15 protein-coding genes are annotated in these 19,071 nt (G+C 33.0%); 7 read left to right on the top strand and 8 right to left on the bottom strand.

Annotation, left to right across the window (positions count from 1 at the left end; all coding sequences use genetic code 11):
• Nucleotides 1–21 precede the first annotated feature (21 nt).
• The 4 genes from nirB to Q1B05_RS05815 form a co-directional block, all read right to left on the bottom strand.
• Nucleotides 22–2,559, bottom strand: coding sequence for a nitrite reductase large subunit NirB (gene nirB / locus Q1B05_RS05830; protein WP_299778564.1), 2,538 nt, complete (start codon nucleotides 2,557–2,559; stop codon nucleotides 22–24).
• Nucleotides 2,560–2,935: 376 nt separating this feature from the next.
• Nucleotides 2,936–5,899 carry a protein translocase subunit SecDF gene (gene secDF / locus Q1B05_RS05825; protein ID WP_299778562.1) on the bottom strand — a complete coding sequence of 988 codons (2,964 nt, stop codon included), beginning with the start codon at nucleotides 5,897–5,899 and terminating at the stop codon, nucleotides 2,936–2,938.
• A gap of 219 nt (nucleotides 5,900–6,118) precedes the next feature.
• A complete protein-coding gene (locus Q1B05_RS05820; protein ID WP_299778560.1) occupies nucleotides 6,119–6,730 on the bottom strand; it encodes a hypothetical protein in 612 nt (203 codons plus the stop codon).
• 196 nt (nucleotides 6,731–6,926) lie between these two features.
• On the bottom strand, nucleotides 6,927–7,742 hold the full coding sequence (locus Q1B05_RS05815; RefSeq protein WP_299778558.1) for a universal stress protein: 816 nt from the start codon (nucleotides 7,740–7,742) through the stop codon (nucleotides 6,927–6,929).
• Nucleotides 7,743–7,888: 146 nt separating this feature from the next.
• On the opposite strand from Q1B05_RS05815, the gene Q1B05_RS05810 reads away from it, so the two are divergent.
• A complete protein-coding gene (locus Q1B05_RS05810) occupies nucleotides 7,889–8,011 on the top strand; it encodes a hypothetical protein (RefSeq protein ID WP_299778556.1) in 123 nt (40 codons plus the stop codon).
• A gap of 107 nt (nucleotides 8,012–8,118) precedes the next feature.
• On the opposite strand, the gene mdh is transcribed toward Q1B05_RS05810, so the two are convergent.
• From mdh to asnB, 3 genes are all read right to left on the bottom strand, one after another.
• Entirely contained in the window at nucleotides 8,119–9,045 is a 927-nt protein-coding gene (gene mdh / locus Q1B05_RS05805; protein WP_299778554.1) for a malate dehydrogenase, read from the bottom strand.
• Nucleotides 9,046–9,246: 201 nt separating this feature from the next.
• Nucleotides 9,247–11,193 (bottom strand): DNA topoisomerase (ATP-hydrolyzing) subunit B, encoded by a 1,947-nt coding sequence (gene gyrB / locus Q1B05_RS05800; protein ID WP_299778552.1) that lies wholly within the window; start codon nucleotides 11,191–11,193, stop codon nucleotides 9,247–9,249.
• 300 nt (nucleotides 11,194–11,493) lie between these two features.
• A complete protein-coding gene (asnB, locus tag Q1B05_RS05795) occupies nucleotides 11,494–13,167 on the bottom strand; it encodes an asparagine synthase B (protein WP_299778550.1) in 1,674 nt (557 codons plus the stop codon).
• Between the two features lie 239 nt (nucleotides 13,168–13,406).
• On the opposite strand from asnB, the gene Q1B05_RS05790 reads away from it, so the two are divergent.
• On the top strand, nucleotides 13,407–13,940 hold the full coding sequence (locus Q1B05_RS05790) for a DUF2911 domain-containing protein (protein WP_299778548.1): 534 nt from the start codon (nucleotides 13,407–13,409) through the stop codon (nucleotides 13,938–13,940).
• A gap of 94 nt (nucleotides 13,941–14,034) precedes the next feature.
• Here the strand turns inward: Q1B05_RS05790 and Q1B05_RS05785 are convergent, their stop codons facing one another.
• A complete protein-coding gene (locus Q1B05_RS05785) occupies nucleotides 14,035–14,664 on the bottom strand; it encodes a 7-carboxy-7-deazaguanine synthase QueE (RefSeq protein ID WP_299778546.1) in 630 nt (209 codons plus the stop codon).
• Nucleotides 14,665–14,768: 104 nt separating this feature from the next.
• Between Q1B05_RS05785 and Q1B05_RS05780 the strand changes: the two genes are divergently transcribed.
• The 5 genes from Q1B05_RS05780 to Q1B05_RS05760 are packed head-to-tail and all read left to right on the top strand — an operon-like array spanning nucleotide 14,769 to nucleotide 19,059.
• Nucleotides 14,769–16,280 (top strand): helicase HerA-like domain-containing protein, encoded by a 1,512-nt coding sequence (locus Q1B05_RS05780; protein WP_299778544.1) that lies wholly within the window; start codon nucleotides 14,769–14,771, stop codon nucleotides 16,278–16,280.
• Nucleotides 16,281–16,327: 47 nt separating this feature from the next.
• The gene (locus Q1B05_RS05775) at nucleotides 16,328–16,879 is read left to right on the top strand and encodes a hypothetical protein (protein ID WP_299778542.1); all 552 of its coding nucleotides are present in this window, start codon (nucleotides 16,328–16,330) and stop codon (nucleotides 16,877–16,879) included.
• A 13-nt stretch (nucleotides 16,880–16,892) separates the two neighbouring features.
• Entirely contained in the window at nucleotides 16,893–17,864 is a 972-nt protein-coding gene (locus Q1B05_RS05770; RefSeq protein WP_299778540.1) for a YitT family protein, read from the top strand.
• 5 nt (nucleotides 17,865–17,869) lie between these two features.
• Complete coding sequence (locus Q1B05_RS05765) at nucleotides 17,870–18,235, top strand: cupin domain-containing protein (RefSeq protein WP_299778538.1); 366 nt, start codon at nucleotides 17,870–17,872, stop codon at nucleotides 18,233–18,235.
• Complete coding sequence (locus tag Q1B05_RS05760; RefSeq protein ID WP_299778536.1) at nucleotides 18,232–19,059, top strand: alpha/beta hydrolase; 828 nt, start codon at nucleotides 18,232–18,234, stop codon at nucleotides 19,057–19,059. The genes Q1B05_RS05765 and Q1B05_RS05760 overlap by 4 nt, the downstream gene beginning before the upstream one ends.
• The last annotated feature ends 12 nt before the right edge of the window (nucleotides 19,060–19,071 follow it).

Here is a 19,071-nt window from a genome sequence, read left to right as displayed (position 1 = left end):
TTAAAACAATAACTTATATACTTATAGGGTTACTTCTTTAACCTCTTTTTCCCAAAGTTTTGGCATTTTCTGATCTCTTAAAGGCACAAAGACTAAATTATCATCACGATCGTCTGAATTCACAAAATGACTAAAACGTTTTTTCATCTCATCATTTTCAATCGCTTGTTTCCACTCACATTCGTAAGCATCAACTAAAAATTGCATTTCTTTTTCTAAGTCTTCAACAATATTTAAACTGTCTTCAATCACTACTTTTTTAAGCTGTTCAATACCGCCTTCTAATTTATCTAACCAAGCAGCAGTACGCATTAACGGCGCCGCAGTTTGAATATAATACACTAAGTAACGATCTAAATATTTGATAACGGTTTCATTGTCTATTTTTTCAGCTAATAACTGAGCGTGTCTTGGAGTTGCACCACCATTACCACCTACATATAAATTCCATCCACCTTCTACAGCAATAATTCCAAAATCTTTTCCTCTAGCTTCTGCACACTCACGAATACAACCAGATACACCACCTTTAATTTTATGAGGAGAACGCAATCCTTTATATCTATTCTCTAATTCTATGGAGAAAGAAATACTTTCTGCTAATCCGTAACGACACCACGTAGAGCCGACACAGCTTTTAACAGTACGCAGAGACTTTCCATAAGCATGTCCGCTTTCAAAACCAGCATCTATTAATTCTTTCCAAATGGCTGGCAAATCATTTAACTCTGCACCGAAGAAATCTATACGTGCACCACCTGTAATTTTTGTATATAAATTATATTTCTTTCCTATTCTTCCTAATACAATTAAATTTTCCGGAGTAACTTCTCCTCCTGCAATTCTTGGCACGACAGAATAGGTTCCGTTACGTTGTATGTTTGCCAAAAACTTATCGTTAGTATCTTGAGTAACATCTTCCTTATTAGGCGTATCATTATACAAACTAGCAAATATTGAAGATACTAGAGGTTTACATGTCTCACAACCGTGTCCGGTTCCGCATGCATCCAACACCTCATTAAAAGATGTTAATTTTTTAGCTTTTACAATACCATAAAGTTCTTGACGGCTATATTCAAAATGCTCACAAATCACATTTTTCACGGTCTTACCTAGAGACTTCAACGTTTCGGTAACTAAATCTGTAACCATAGGCTTACAACCTCCGCAACTTGTACTTGCTTTCGTAGCTGAAATTACACCCGCTAAATCTTCGCAAGAACCATCTTTTATTGCACCACAAATCTGTACCTTAGTTACATTTTCACATGAACATATTTGAGCTTCGTCTGGCAGGTCTAACGCACTACCAAAAGCACCGCCTTCTGTAGCAGGTAAAATGAGTTGCGCCGGATCTTCCGGAATAGGCATTCCGTTTAAGAACACTTGATGTAACATATTATAATCTGATGCATCGCCTACAAGTATACCTCCTAATAGAGATTTACCATCTAGACTCACATTAATTCGTTTATATAAATGTTGTGTCTTATTTTCAAAAATAATAGAATGTCCTTTTGAAGCCGGCATAAAAGGCTCACCAAAACTAGCCACATCTACACCAATTAATTTTAATTTTGTAGACATGTCTATTTCTGCAGGCATTAAAACCTCTATATTACCTATAATTTGACTAGCTGCAACTTCTGCCATATCGTAACCAGGAGCGACTAACCCATAAATCATCTGATTATATAAAGCAACTTCACCAATAGCAAAAATATATGGATCTGATGTTTGCATTTTGTTATTCACTACAATTCCTCCACGAACGCCCATGTCTAAATCACAAGTCTTTCCTAGTTCATCTCGAGGACGAATCCCTGCAGAAATAATTAACATTTCTACATCTAACTTATCGTCTTCGCCAAACTCCATTCCTGTAATGTAACCATCGTCTCCTAAGATTTGATTGGTTGCTTTACTTAGATGAATATTTAATCCGATAGATTCTAACTTTAACTGCAATACTTGACTACTTCTAGAATCTAATTGTCTTGGCATTAATTTAGGAGCAAACTCTACAATATGTGGTTCTAAGCCCATATCCATTACTGCTTTTCCTGCCTCTAATCCTAATAAACCACCACCAAGCACAGCTGCTTTTGCATTTGGGTTCTTCACTTTTAGTTTAGCAGCATAAGCAAGCATGCCTTCTAAATCTTCAATAGTTCTATATACAAAAACACCTTCCTTTTCCACACCTTTAATAGGAGGTACAAAAGGAGAAGACCCCGTTGCTAAGACCAAATAATCGTATGCATACTCTTTTTCGTTAGCACTAGTAATTGTTTTTTTACTTCTATGAATATCTGTTATGCGAACATCAGTAATTAAATTGATATTATGTTCTTCATACCAAGATCTTGGCGCCATTTCTAAAGCTTTAGCATCTTGATTTTCGAAAAACTCACTTAAATGAACACGATCGTATGCAGGTCTTGGTTCTTCTCCGAAAACAGTCACTTGAAATTTTTCACTTCCTTCTTTAGTTACAAATTTTTCGCAAAATTTATACCCTACCATGCCGTTTCCTACAACTATCACTTTTTTCATATACGTAGTTATTATTCGATTACTTAACTCAAAAATAAGTATTAATACTTAATTATGAATTTAAAAAACTGCAAAAAGTCTAATAAATACATATTATTATCATAAAACAGAACAAAGGGGCTATAAATTATCAATAATGAAATTACAGGTCTTTTTTTTATGGTACATAATATTTTATAAACATCAGACTATCAACACATTTTTAGTTCATTCAGACTTAAACTGACTAAAGCCTGGTTTATATTTTAAATACCTCACTTAAATACGAGTTATAATAATTTAATAAATTGGATGTGATATCGTTTTATTACAAAAAACATAAAGCCTTCTAAACTTACGCTTAGAAGGCTTTTATAATATATTAAGAAGCGCTTACTTATGCAGCAACTTCACTTTCTTTTAATTTTCTCTTCTTTTCAGAAGCATCTAAAGTATCGTACATAATAGGTGTTGCGATAAATAATGAAGAGTAAGTACCTACTACAACCCCAACTATTAATGCAAACATAAATCCACGAATTGAATCTCCACCAAAAGCAAAGATTGCTAATAATACAACTAATGTTGTTAAAGATGTGTTTAACGTTCTACTAAGTGTACTACTTAGAGATACGTTTACCACTTTACTTAAACTCCACCCTTCATGTATATGGAAATACTCACGAATTCTATCAAATACAACCACAGTATCATTCAGAGAGTAACCAATTACGGTTAAGATGGCTGCGATAAATGATTGATCTATTTCCATGTTAAATGGCATAAATTTGTAAGTTAAAGAGAACACTCCTAACACAATAATAACATCATGGAATACCGCAGTTACTGCTCCTAATGAATATTGCCATTTTTTGAAACGGAATAAGATATACAAGAACACGACTATTAAAGACCCTAATACTGCCCAAAAAGATTCTTTCTTAATGTCATCAGCAATTGTTGGACTCACTTTGTAAGATTTCATTAAACCAACTGTTTTGTGTTGGTTATCGCTAATAAAGTCTTCGTAAGACACACCTGTTAAATGAGATTGTAAAGCTGTGTATAATTCTTTTCTAATTTCTTCATCAACCTCAGCACTTGTTTCGTTTACTTTATATTTAGTTGAAATTTTCACTTGTTCTGCACTACCAAAAGTTTTAGCATCTGCACTACCAAAAGCGCCTTCCAAAGCTGGCATTAATTCTGAAGGACTAACTGCTTCACTAAAACGTACTTGATAATTTCTACCTCCAACAAAATCTACACCTTGGTCTAAACCGTTAGTAAATAAAGATCCTAAACTAACTACTATTAAAGTTCCTGAAATGATGTAAGCAATTTTACGTTTTTTAAGAAACTCTATATTAATGTTTCTAAATAAGTTTTTAGTAATTCCTGTAGAGAAATCTAAGTTTCCACCACGACCTACATACCAGTCTATTAATAATCTAGTAATAAAAATTGCAGTAAATAAAGATGTTACAATACCTATTAGTAATGTAGTTGCAAATCCTTTAATTGGACCTGTACCAAATATAAATAAGATTAAAGCTGTTAAGCCTGTAGTAATGTTTGCATCTAAAATAGAAGATAAAGCATTACTAAATCCGTCTTGAATCGCTTCTCTTTGTCCTTTACCATTCGATATCTCTTCTCGAATACGCTCATAAATTAATACGTTCGCATCTACCGACATACCTATAGTTAATACAATACCTGCAATACCTGGCAATGTTAATACAGCTCCTAATCCAGATAATACACCGAATATTAATAAAATGTTTAATGCCATTGCAATATCTGCAAAACCACCAGCTTTTCCGTAATAGAACAACATCCATAATAAAACTAATACCAATGCAATTACGAAAGAAATCTCTCCACTATCAATAGCTTCCTGACCTAAAGATGGTCCTACAACCTCACTTTGAATAATATCTGCAGAAGCAGGTAATTTACCAGCACGTAAAACGTTTGCTAAATCGACAGCTTCATTTAATGTAAATTGTCCTGAAATTTCTGAATTCCCTCCAGCAATTGGCCCAGTTGTTACACCAGGTGCAGAGTACACAACATTATCTAAAACGATAGCAATTTGACTTTGTTGAGAGTAAGCTTTTCCAGTCATTTCTTCCCAAACCTTAGCGCCTTTTGCATTCATTTGCATAGACACAGCAGGCTTACCTAATTGGTCGTATTGCTGAGTTGCATTTGTAACTACTGCTCCACTCATAGGTGGTACATTTTCTCTATTTCCAATTAATGCATATAAACCAACAACATCACTATCTTTTTCTGGCATACCAAAAGCAAACTTAACATAACGTTGCTCTACTGAAAGTAATGCTCTAATATCTGATCTGTTTAAATAATCTAAAACAGTTTGTTTGTCTTTAATATCAAATTGAGCCACGATTGGACCTCCTTGATAACCTTGCCCCTTAATTAAATCTAATAATGGGTTTTCGGCTACTTTAGTTGAATCTGTTACAGCTTCACCCAATAAATCATCAATTTGAGAATCACTTTCTGAAGCTTCTTCAGCTACAACATCTTCAGTCGTTTCTGTTTTAGCAGCAAGCTCTTCTTTAAGTACATTGTTTGCTTGAATAATAAAAGGCACTAATGTTTCACCTTTATAAACATCCCAAAACTCTAATTGCGCAGTACTTTGTAATAATTTTTTAGCACGCTCTACATCTTTAACACCAGGTAATTCAACTAAAATACGTCCAGATTCTCCTAAACGTTGAATATTTGGAGATGTTACCCCAAATTCATCGATACGCTTACGCAATACTTCGAATGCAGAAGTAATAGATTCGTCAATTTTCTTACTGATAATTGGCTTCACTTGATCGTCTGTCATATCAAAAGTAATTTCATCACTTAACGATCTGTTTGCAAAAATATCTGGAGAAGCTAACTTTGTATCTCCTTTAATTTTGTCAAAAGCAATATAGAAATCTTCTAAATATGTATTCTGACTATTTTTCTGAAGTTCTGAAGCATCATCTAACGCTTTGTTAAAAGCTGGTTCGCTAGTATGATTAGCTAAACCTTTTAAGATATCTTTTACAGACACTTGAAGAATAACATTTATACCTCCTTTAAGGTCAAGACCAAGATTCATAGCCTTGTCTTTTACCTCGCCATACGTATAATCTGTAACACCTAAGTTAAATACTTTTTCTGTTGATAATGAATCCAAATATTGAGCTTCTTTTACCGAGTCTCCTTTTGAATATGCTTTTGCATCGTCTTCGATGCTGTTTGCCTTAAACGTGAACGATAATTGGTAAATACTTACCAGACCGAACAAGACTGCAAACAACTTTACTAATCCTTTATTCTGCATTATTTAATTATTTATTAATCAATTTTTTAAAATGCGAGCAATATACTAATCACTCAACATATAAATTTTATGTATAGTTTTTATTGAAGAATAGCAATAGATATATTTATCTAGCTACCTATTAGTAATGAATATAAAACAATCATCACAATGATATGTATATGAAGGACGTAGAATAAAATGTAACTATTTTAAAATAAGAATACTTTTAAGACCTTCTTAAACTAAAGGTCCTGCCCTTACTTCGGGTATTTTCTTAGAATTATTATCTATTGCTAGCGCAATATTTTTGTAAAACTTGTAAGCAACTTTAATTGAAGACACTTCTACTAAATCTGTAGTATATCCAAAAACCGGATGTGTATTGGTGTTATTAAAATGATGACTACTTGCTTTTAATTCTAATGCGATTTTTCCTGCATGAGTAAAAGCAAAATCGGAACCGCTATGGATTTCGAAAACATCAATATTACAAGTTATAGTTTGTTCTGAGAAAGGAAAGTGATCGTGTTCCTGAGGCGAATCGTCAAATTCTAAGATATCATCATCAGATAATATTTTTTTAATTTGATCTACATCTGAGTTAGAATAATACGTAATTTTTAAAATACCGTCTTTATCTTCACTAACCTGAATGTTTTTGGCACCAATATTTTGTAATTGCTGCTTAACAATAGAAATGGCATGTTCTGCTTTATCATGCACAACAACATCACCAGAAAACTGCAATACAATTTCCTGATTAGGTATAGCATTTTGTTGTTGACTAGCAACACCAAAAAACAGAGCAACAATTACTGTTAAAGTACTAATGTACCATTTCAAATTCATGCGCCAAATATATAAAAAAATTAAGATTACTTTCTATCGTTACACGTTTATTATCAATAGTCCTTACAAGACTCTTGACAATAAAAAGAGAAGCACTCACAGAAGTATTACTTTGCGTAAAAAACAGTTAAAGAATATAGCGTACGTTCCCTTATTAAAAAGATTTTAATCGATTATCCTCTAAAAAGGAATTCTATTACTTTACAGGAATAGACAGTAATGGTATATTTAGCCCTGAAGCCATTACTCTTGTTTTACTTTTATGAATTAAAGATTCCCAAAAACCATATTCTCTAGGAATCATGACTAACAAATCAGAATGAAACGTTTTTATTTCTTTTTCAATCTCTTCAATCACTGTATCCGACTTCACGTTTTTATATAAATAATCAACTTTTTCAAGTTGCTTATCAATATTTCCAAGTGTAGATTGATTAAACTTCAACTCGTCTATCTTTTTATCGACATAAAAAACAGTAACCTCAGATTTTAACTTCGTTGATATCTGACGTAATTTTGCTAATGTTTTTAAAGGTACATCACCCATTAAATCGCAGGCAAAAAGAATTTTCTTCATGCCTTTAAATTTTGCATGTATTGGAATCGCTAACACTGGAAATTTCTTTAAACTAATTAACGTTGTTGTTGGATTTCCTATTAAATTTTGTTCTAAAGATTTACTAGACATACCTATTACTAAAAGCGACGAATCGTTCTGCTCCATAAGATAATCTATTTTAAATTCTAGTTGTGCGTACACACATTGATAGTCTACTTCAATCTCAAATTCTTTTTTTAAGGCTGAAGCAGTCTTTTTTAGTTTATCAATGTTACTTTGCATTAATCCATTAATAGATTCTGCCGATAATAATGTATTTGAGGCATGAAGAGGAATCTGAAAAGCATTAAAAAGCACAAGCTTAACATTGAAGTGTTTAGCTAATGCTGCTGCATATAATTCAGCATTATCTGATAGTTTTGAAAAATTTGTAGCAACTATAATTGGTCCCATAATCATGTAATTTTTGTCATACTAAGATACGTAATTAATCCTTTTATTTGAAATTATGCAAGGTCCTAATACCTACAAAAACTGAAGTTGAAAGCCTGAATAATAAGAAAAATATTTATGTATTTAAAGACTTCAAAATCAATATTATGAAAATCAACTACAAGAAATTATCAAAAATCTCATTCCTAATTTTATCCCTTTTTGTGATATTTTATTTTTCAGATTATGCTTTAGGAACATTTATGGAAGGATGGAGTAATCCAAAATAAAGAAAAAAATAAAAACACAACACTTATTTCTTATTTCTATTCTTTGTAACGCACAAAAAAAGACCATCTTTTCAGACAGTCTTTTTTATATAAAACATTAAAATGAATTAGAATTCTAATAATCCATTTGTTTTTTTAACACCTTCTGCACTTGCAGCTAAATGTGCTTTTTCTTCATCGTTAAGTGTAATATCTACTATTTTTTCGATACCATCTTTACCTAAAACAACTGGTACACCTAAACAAATATCTGATAAACCATATTCACCATCTAATAACGCTGAACAAGGGAATATTTTTTTAGTATCGCAAGCAATAGCTTGAACCATACCTGATACAGCTGCACCTGGAGCATACCAAGCAGAAGTTCCTAATAATTTAGTTAATGTTGCTCCACCAACTTTAGTATCTTCTTTTACTTGATTTAAACGTTCTTCAGATAAAAATTCTGAAACAGGCACACTATTTCTAGTTGCTAAACGTGTTAAAGGAAACATACCAGTATCGCTATGTCCACCGATAACCATACCATCTACATCACTAATAGGAGCACCTAAAGCTTCTGCTAATCTGTATTTAAAACGTGCAGAATCTAAAGCTCCACCCATTCCAATAATTCTATTTTTAGGTAAACCTGTAGCTTTATGCGCTAAATATGTCATCGTATCCATAGGATTACTCACTACGATAAGAATCATGTTTGGAGAATGCTCAAGTAAACTTGTAGATACATTCTTAACAATACCAGCATTAATACCGATAAGTTCTTCTCTTGTCATTCCTGGTTTTCTAGGAATACCACTTGTAATAACACAAACATCACTACCTGCAGTTTGGCTATAATCGCCAGTTACACCTGTAATTTTTGTGTCGAATCCGTTTAAAGATGCTGTTTGCATTAAATCCATAGCTTTACCTTCTGCAAAACCTTCTTTAATGTCTAACAATACAACTTCTGAAGCAAAGTTTTTAATAGCAATATATTCTGCACAACTTGCACCTACTGCTCCTGCTCCAACTACTGTTACTTTCATTTTATTTTATTTTAAGATTCAAAATTATTTTCTTATTGCTAATTTACCACTTTTAATACAATTCAACTTCTATGACCTTTGAAATTATAATAATATTATAATTTAAAGACCTCATTTTCATTTTAATGAAAAAACGAAGTTCATACTAAAAGGAAAGACTATTAATAGAGAACGTCTTTTAACAATACTTGAGATGCATTATTATGCATCAATTTTAGCATACACTGCATTTTTCTCAATAAACTCACGACGAGGTGGCACTTCATCTCCCATTAACATAGAGAAAATACGATCGGCTTCTCCTCCATTATCAATTTTCACTTGTCTTAATGTTCTAAAGTCAGGATTCATTGTAGTATCCCAAAGTTGCTCTGCATTCATCTCTCCAAGACCTTTATAACGCTGAATAGCTGCACCTCCAAATTTTTCTGTTAAACCATCTCGTTCTTCATCACTCCAAGCATATTCTTTTTTCGCTCCTTTTTTAACTAAATATAAAGGTGGCGTTGCAATATAAATATGTCCGTTTTCAATAAGTTCTTTCATATATCTAAAAAAGAACGTTAAGATTAAGGTTGCAATGTGGCTACCATCAATATCGGCATCACACATAATTACAACTTTATGGTAGCGTAATTTAGATAAGTTAAGTGCTTGACTATCTTCTTCAGTCCCTATAGTAACTCCTAGAGCAGTAAATATATTTTTAATCTCTTCGTTTTCGAAAACCTTATGTTTCATAGCTTTCTCTACGTTAAGTATTTTACCACGTAATGGTAAGATGGCTTGAAACGCACGGTCACGACCTTGTTTAGCCGTTCCACCTGCAGAATCTCCCTCGACAAGGAATACTTCACATTTTGTAGGATCTTGCTCAGAACAGTCACTTAATTTCCCAGGTAAACCACCAATACTCATTACGGTTTTACGCTGAACCATTTCACGTGCTTTTTGTGCCGCGTGACGTGCTTGCGCTGCTAAAATCACTTTTTGAACAATGACCTTAGCATCGTCTGGATGCTCTTCTAAATAATCGGTTAACATTTCTGAAACCGCTTGACTTACTGATGCTGAAACTTCTCTGTTACCTAATTTTGTTTTTGTTTGTCCTTCGAATTGTGGTTCTTGAACTTTCACAGAAATAATTGCTGTTAAACCTTCACGGAAATCGTCTCCAGAAATTTCAAACTTCAATTTATCTGTTAACCCAGAATTATCTGCATATTTTTTTAATGTATGTGTTAATCCTCGTCTGAAACCTGAAAGGTGTGTTCCTCCTTCATGTGTATTAATGTTGTTTACATAAGAATGTAAATTTTCAGCATAAGAGGTGTTATAAATCATCGCAACCTCAACAGGAATATCATTTTTTTCACCTTCAAAAGCGATAACTTCAGTAATGATTGGCTCACGATTTGCGTCTAAGAACTTTACAAATTCTTTTAAACCTTCTTCAGAATGAAATGTTTCACCCTCATATTCACCATCTTCTTTTTTGAAACGCTTATCAATTAAATGAACCGTAATACCTTTATTTAAATAGGCTAATTCACGCAATCTACTTGCTAAAGTGTCATAATTATACTCTAACGTTTGTTTAAAAATTGTTGAATCTGGTTTAAAAGTTACAACTGTACCTCTTTTATCTGTATCACCAACTTTCTTTACAGGATATATTGCTTTACCTCTTTCGTATTCTTGTTCCCAAATTTCACCTTTTCTGTAAACGGTTGCTTTTAAATGCTCGGACAATGCGTTAACACAACTTACACCAACACCATGAAGACCTCCAGAAACTTTGTAAGAATCTTTATCAAATTTACCTCCAGCACCAATTTTAGTCATTACAACTTCTAATGCAGAGACACCTTCTTTTTTATGTAAGTCTACAGGAATACCACGACCATCATCTTCGGTAGTAATCGAGTTATCTTCATTTATAGTAACACTAATATTGTTACAATGACCAGCTAAAGCTTCATCTATAGAGTTATCTACAACTTCATAAACCAAATGGTGAAGACCTCTTATACCAACATCCCCAATATACATGGAAGGACGCATACGTACATGCTCCATTCCCTCAAGGGCTTGGATACTATCTGCGGAATAATTATCCTTATTAAATTCTTCTCTTTTCTCGCTCATTATTTTGAATACGTTTTAATTCTATTTTTGGCATAAAAAAAATGACACGCGTGTATCATTTTTTGAATACTAACAAATATACTAATATATAAGCGTTTTAAAAAGCTCTTAACGGCATTAGCCTTAAAATTATCAACATTTGTTAATTATTAAAAACACGCTTAGAACAGCTAAAAATAGCCTTATATTAAATTTTTGCATTTTTTAACACGATGTTAAAATAAGAAAAACCTCAAAATCTCTAATATTAGAGATTTTGAGGTTTTTAAAACACTAAATTAAAATATAAAAACGTCTATCTTAAGCTTTACCATATGCTTCTGTATGCACATTTGCAACAGCTCTTCCGCTTGGATCATTCATGTTTTTAAAAGCCTCATCCCATTCTAGTGCAATTTTTGTACTACAAGCTACACTAGCTTCTTGAGGCACACACATTGCTGCGGCATCACTTGGAAAGTGTTCTGCGAAAATTGAACGGTAATAAAATTCTTCTTTACTTGTTGGTGTTTGTAAAGGGAACTTATATTTAGCATTCGCTAATTGCTCATCCGTTACTTCTGTTGCAACAACTTCTTTTAAAGTATCAATCCAACTGTAACCTACGCCATCGCTAAATTGTTCTTTTTGTCTCCACGCAACACTTTCAGGAATCATATCTTCAAATGCTTTACGAACCACCCATTTTTCCATGCGTTCTCCGTTAATCATTTTATCTTGTGGGTTAATACGCATAGCCACATCCATAAATTCTTTATCTAAGAATGGTACACGTCCTTCAATACCCCAAGCGGCTAAACTTTTGTTTGCTCGTAAACAATCGTACATATGTAATTTACTTAATTTACGAACAGTTTCTTCGTGAAATTCTTGAGCATTTGGAGCTTTATGGAAGTATAAATACCCTCCAAATAATTCGTCTGCACCTTCTCCTGACAATACCATTTTAATTCCCATAGATTTAATAACACGAGCCATTAAATACATAGGTGTACTTGCACGAATGGTTGTTACATCGTAAGTTTCTAGGTTATAAACCACATCGCGAATAGCATCTAATCCTTCTTGAATTGTAAATTTAATTTCGTGGTGAATCGTTTTAATATGGTCTGCTACTTTTCTTGCTGCAGCTAAATCTGGCGATCCTTCTAAACCTACAGAAAAACTATGTAATTGCGGGTACCACGCATCAGACTCATCATTACTTTCAATACGTTTCTGAGCATATTTCTTAGCAATTGCAGAGGTTACTGAAGAATCTAATCCTCCAGAAAGCAATACACCGTAAGGCACATCAGACATTAATTGTCTGTGTACAGCTGCTTCTAAAGCCTCTTTTATTGCAGCAATACTGGTTTCGTTATCTTTTACTGCATCAAATTCTGTCCAATCTCTGTTGTACCATTTCACAAATTCTCCATCTTTACTTGACATATAATGTCCTGGAGGAAATAATTCGATTTTTGTACAATGTCCTTCTAATGCTTTTAATTCTGAAGCCACATAAAATGTTCCGTTTTGATCCCATCCTATATATAAAGGAATAATTCCCATATGATCGCGAGCAACAAAATACTCATCTTTTTCCACATCATATATTGCAAAACCAAAGATTCCGTTCATTTCATCTACAAAATCAACTCCTTTTTCTTTGTATAGTGCAAGAATAACTTCGCAATCTGATTCTGTTTGAAAATCGTACTTCCCTTCAAATTGTTTACGAAGTTCTCGGTGATTATATATTTCTCCGTTTGCAGCTAACACCAATTTTCCATCATCACTAAATAAGGGTTGTTTTCCAGAAGCAGGATCTACAATAGCCAAACGTTCGTGTGACATAATAGCTTTATCGTTACTAAAAATCCCACTCCAGTCTGGTCCACGGTGACGGATTTTTTTCGACATTTCTAAAATCTGAGGTCTTAAATCATCCGCCTTTTGTTTCAAATCGAATGCACATACAATTCCACACATAATCTATATATTTTTAATTCTTTTTATTTTAATTCTTAAGCAAATATGAAAATATCATTCGCATTATAAAACAACAAAGCTATTATTAGTTACAATTTATAACAAAAAAATTACTTTTTTATTAAATATGAAATCAAACTACAAGATCTTCCTTTCAAAATTTTAATTTTGTAAACTTTGGTAAAAATTATCGACCTTTACTTAAGACATAATATTAAAACAATAAAAAACACAACATTATGAAATTACTTAAAGCAACTGTTTTCTGTTTATTAGTCGCGTTTAGCGTTAACACAGAAATGCATGCACAAAAATTTAGCAAACTAGATAAAAGTCCTATGGATGCGGTTTCTTTCCCTACTAGTAGTAAAGACACTAATAAAAGCATGAAAGTGATTTATAGCAGACCACAATTAAACGGACGTGCTTTATCTGATTTAGCACCTCTTGGTAAAGTATGGAGAACTGGAGCAAACGAATCTACAGAAATCACATTTTACAAAGACACTCATTTTGGAGACACTCCTATTAAAGCAGGAACGTATTCTTTTTTCGCAATTCCTGGTGAAAAAACGTGGACGTTAATACTAAACAAAGATTTAAATGCATGGGGAGCTTACTCTTATAATGCAGATCATGATGTTGCACGCGCTACAGCTTTAGTATCAGTAGATGCTGAATCTATTGAAGCTTTTTCTATTGGTTTCGACGCACAAGGAACCATGGTTTTAGCATGGGACACAACACGTGTATCTATGCCTTTTAAAAGTTAAATAATTTTCTTTGATATATAAAATTAGAAAAGCCGTTCTCAATTAAGAAAACGGCTTTTTTATGTTCTATGTATAAATATGTATACCTTAATTTTTAAGGAATGTTCAAGTATTTGTGAGTTTGTAGAGACACTTTCCATCTTGGATTAGCCATAACATACTCTACTATTTCAGGAATCATTTTATCGCGTTTACTCCACTCTGGTTGCATATATAAAATACAATCATCGTTTACTAAAGCCGCTTGTTCTTCTGCAAATTTAAAATCGTCTTTATTAAATATAATAACTTTTAATTCGTTGGCTTTAGCCGAAACTTCTGCAGTGGGTAATTTTAGTTTTTTTGGAGATAAACAAATCCAATCCCAAGTCCCGGTTAACGGATATGCTCCCGAAGTTTCTATATGTACATGTAAGCCTTTTGCTTTTAATTGTGTTGTTAGCGCCGTCATATCCCAAGTTAATGGTTCTCCTCCTGTAACAACAATCGTTTTACTATGAAGCGCTGCTTTCTCAACAATTTTTGAAGTTTCTGTTGGCGGATGCAGTTCTGCATCCCAACTTTCCTTTACATCGCACCAATGGCAACCTACATCGCAACCACCTACTCTAATAAAATAAGCCGCTGTTCCTTTATAAAACCCTTCACCCTGTATAGTGTAGAACTCTTCCATTAAAGGTAACATCTCACCTTTGTTTACCAACTCTTGAATATCTTTCTTCATAACGTGCAAAGATAGTTTACTGATTTATGTTTGCATATAAAATCTTGAAAAGATTTAAAGGCTATTCCTTTAAGATTACTATTTTTATAAAAAAATTATGAATCATGACTAATAACGACGCTTTTTTTAAAGAGATAACCGAAGGAAATACGTTTAAAGGCGAATACATAACTATGGGCTCTGCCATATTAAATGAACAACCTATAAAAAACGCCTATGTAAATATTCCTCTAAAAACGTTAAACAGACATGGTTTAATTGCCGGAGCAACAGGAACCGGAAAAACAAAAACACTACAAGTCATGGCAGAGAACCTTTCAGAAAAAGGGATTCCGGTATTGCTTATGGACATAAAAGGTGATTTAAGTGGATTAGCCCAACCAGGAGTAAATAATAGTTTTATTGAAAAACGCCACGAAAAAATTGGTCTTCCTTACACGCCTAAAGGCTTCCCTGTAGACGTGCTTACATTATCTAATCAAGACGGCGTAAGACTTCGTGCCACCGTTAGCGAATTTGGTCCTATATTATTATCCCGTATTTTAGATTTAACCGATACGCAATCAGGAATTGTTTCTGTGATTTTCAAATATTGCGACGACAATAAGTTACCCCTTCTAGATTTAAAAGATTTCAAAAAAATATTACAATACGCTACTCAAGAAGGAAAAGCCGAATTTCAAGAAGCTTACGGAAGAATTTCAACAGCTTCTACTGGAGCCATATTAAGAAAAGTAGTTGAATTGGAACAACAAGGTGCAGATTTATTCTTTGGAGAAATCTCCTTCGACGTTCAAGACTTATTACGCATAGACAATGAAGGTCGTGGTTTTATTAATATACTTAGACTTACAGACATACAAGATCGCCCCAAATTATTCTCGACTTTTATGCTGAGTTTACTTGCAGAAATATACACCACATTCCCAGAACAAGGTGATAGCGGAAGACCAGAATTAATAATATTTATAGATGAAGCTCACCTTATTTTTAACGAAGCTTCAAAAGCATTACTAAATCAGATTGAAAGTATCGTTAAACTGATTCGTAGTAAAGGTGTTGGTTTATATTTTGTAACGCAAAACCCAACCGATGTTCCAGAAGCTGTACTAGGGCAATTAGGATTAAAAATTCAGCACGCACTACGTGCTTTTACTGCAAAAGATAGAAAAGCGATAAAGCTTACGGCTCAGAATTATCCAGATTCAGAGTATTACGACACAAAAACCGTACTAACTAATTTAGGAACAGGAGAAGCTTTAGTTTCTGCTTTAGATGAAAAAGGACGACCAACACCATTAGCAGCAACCATGATGCGCGCACCAATGAGTAGAATGGATGTGTTAACCGATAATGAACTCTCTGCATTAATTTCAGGATCTAAAATGGTTAAAAAATACAATAAGACTATTGATAGAGAAAGTGCTTACGAGTTATTAAACGAAAAAATAAAACACGCTGAGGCTGAAGCAGAAGTCGAAGACAAAAGACAGAGCACAAAAAAAACCTCTACTAGACGTAAAAGTACCGCAATGAATCCTATAATAAAAGTATTAACAAGTGCTACTTTTATTAGAAGTGTATTCGGAATTTTAAACAAAGTGATGAAAAAATAACTACTTTCACCGATTCAAAAAAATTAACAACATAAGATTACCTTAAAATGAAAAAATCCATATTTAGCTTAGCTATGGTAGCAATTACATGCTTTAGCTGTTCTACAAAAAACGAAAACTTTTCAATTGCAAAAAACAGTATTGGCAACTTAACCTCAACAACTCAAGTAAAAGATTTAGAAACTGTTTTTAAAAACGATTCTATAGTAAAATTTGTTCCTGGAGGAGAATTTACTGCAAGTATTAACGAAATAGAAATCTTTGAAAAAGGAGGAACAAAATTATTAACGCTTACTCCAGAAACAATTATGGATTCTACATCTGTAATACAAACGGTTCAAGTTTTCGATTCTCGCTTTACAACAGAAAAAGGACTTTCTTCAATAAGTACATTTAAAGATATTCAGGGACATTATAAAATATCAAGCATCGATAATTTAATTAATTCTATCGTAGTTTCTGTAGATGAGCTTAGTGCTTCATTTACAATCGACAAAAAAGAACTACCTTCAAATTTAAGATTCGACATGACTTTACACATTGAAGCCTCTCAAATTCCTGATACAGCAAAAATCAAATACTTTTTCTTAAACTGGTAAACGTTAAAAATTCATGAAGGCACTTGTCTCTAAACTCCTTGTATTAATTGCTCGAAAAAAACTCGAGACAAATGAGACAGTGGCACCCGCAAGTTTAAAAAAAGTAGTTCCAATAGTTAGAACACTTCAAGTAGAACTCAAACACGCTATAAAAGAATTCATTTTTATAGGCATTGGTGTAATTTCTGCTGGATTTGGACTAAAAGGTTTTTTACTCCCTAATCGCTTTATAGATGGTGGTGCAACCGGAATTTCATTATTACTTCAAAACTTAACAAACATTCCCTTAAGTTACCTCTTAATAATAGTAAACTTGCCTTTTTTAATTTTAGGAGCAAAAACATTCAACTTAAAATTTGCATTAAAAAGCATACTAGCAATTACATTTCTAGCTTTTGTAGTACACTATATAGACTACCCTACCATTACAGACGATAAATTATTAATTTCTGTTTTTGGCGGATTTTTCCTAGGTTTAGGTATCGGAATGGCTATGAGAGGTGGTAGTGTTATAGATGGCACTGAAGTCTTAGCACTATTTATTGGACGTAAATTATCTATGACTATTGGAGATGTTTTACTCTTAATAAACATAATAATCTTCTCTTTCGGAGCCTATATTCTTTCTATTGAAACAGCGCTTTACGCCATACTTACATACATGTCTGCAGCAAAAACAGTAGACTTTGTTATTGATGGTGTTGAAGAATATATTGGTGTAACCATTGTTTCTGAAAAACATGAAGAAATTAGAATTATGGTAACCGAAAAACTAAGACGAGCCTGTACCATTTACACTGGAAAGGGCGGATACAACCTAGAAGGTGGAGCACAAGAAAAAGACATTATTTATACCATTGTTACACGTTTAGAATTGGCTAAATTTGAAACCGAAATTGATAAAATCGACAAAAACGCTTTTATTATCATGGGACTTGTAAAAGATTTAAAAGGCGGCATGATAAAAAGAAAACCTTTAAAATAAAACATATGAAAAAGTACACGCTTATTACAAATCCGTTTAAAGTACCCACTACCGATGGGAAACTTATACAAGAACATTTTGGAAACGCAACTACTGGCGACTCTCAAATTAGCATCGCCCATATGATTGCACCTCCTGGATGGGAAGAGCCTTTTCAAACACCAGAGTTTGATGAATTCACATTTATTATAAAAGGAAAAAAACAATTTATTATTGAAGATGAAGTTGTGGTTTTAGAAGCTGGTCAATCTATTAAAATCGAAAAAAACACACGTGTTCAATATTCAAATCCATTTGAAACCCCTTGTGAATACATTGCAATTTGTACACCTGCATTTTCTCTAGATCAAGTAAACAGAGAAAACGCATGAAAAATCTTTTAGTAAAATCGGTTGGCAGCTATATTAACCTATTAAGTTATTTATCAAAACCATATGCTGCAAATAAAGCGTTAAATCTATTTACAAAACCTAGAAAGGGACGCATATTAAAACATCAAGTCGATTTTTTAGATACTGCTTTTAACGAAGAACTAATATATAATAACCAGCCAATAATGACATATCGTTGGTTAGGAACTAAAGAAACTATTTTACTTGCTCATGGTTGGGAAAGCAATTCTTATAGATGGAAACCTTACGTTACAGAACTAAACAAAAAAGGCTACACAGTTGTTGCTCTAGACGCTCCTGCACATGGAAGATCTGGCAGTAAAGAATTTAATGCCTTACTTTATGCCGAATATATAAATGTTGTAGCTAAACGCTTTAAACCTAAAACCATTATCGCACATTCTGTTGGAGGTATGGCAACTACTGCATTTCAGAACAAGTATCAGAGTGAAAATTTAGAAAAATTAATTCTTTTAGGAGCGCCCTCAGAATTTAAAGATATTATTAGCAGATATGTAAACATGTTAGGATACAATAATCGCATTACTCTACAATTAGACAAAACCATTCTTAAACGTTTTGGAGTAATACCTAGCACTTTTTCTTCGGCTAAATTCTTAAATAATATAAAAACTAAAGGTTTAATTATTCACGATAAAGAAGACACAATTATTCCTTACAACGATGCACTTCTTCTAAACGGTAGTTATAAAAACAGCACTTTAATTACCACTAAAGGCTTTGGGCATTCATTAAATAACACTTCAGTAAGAGAACACATTTACAACTTCCTAGAAGTATAAACTTATCGTATC

It is taken from the genome of uncultured Formosa sp., assembly GCF_947500765.1.
Taxonomy (GTDB): Bacteria; Bacteroidota; Bacteroidia; order Flavobacteriales; family Flavobacteriaceae; genus Formosa.
The sequence above is the reverse complement of the archived record's forward strand: the minus strand, read 5'-3'. Positions and strand labels throughout refer to the sequence as shown.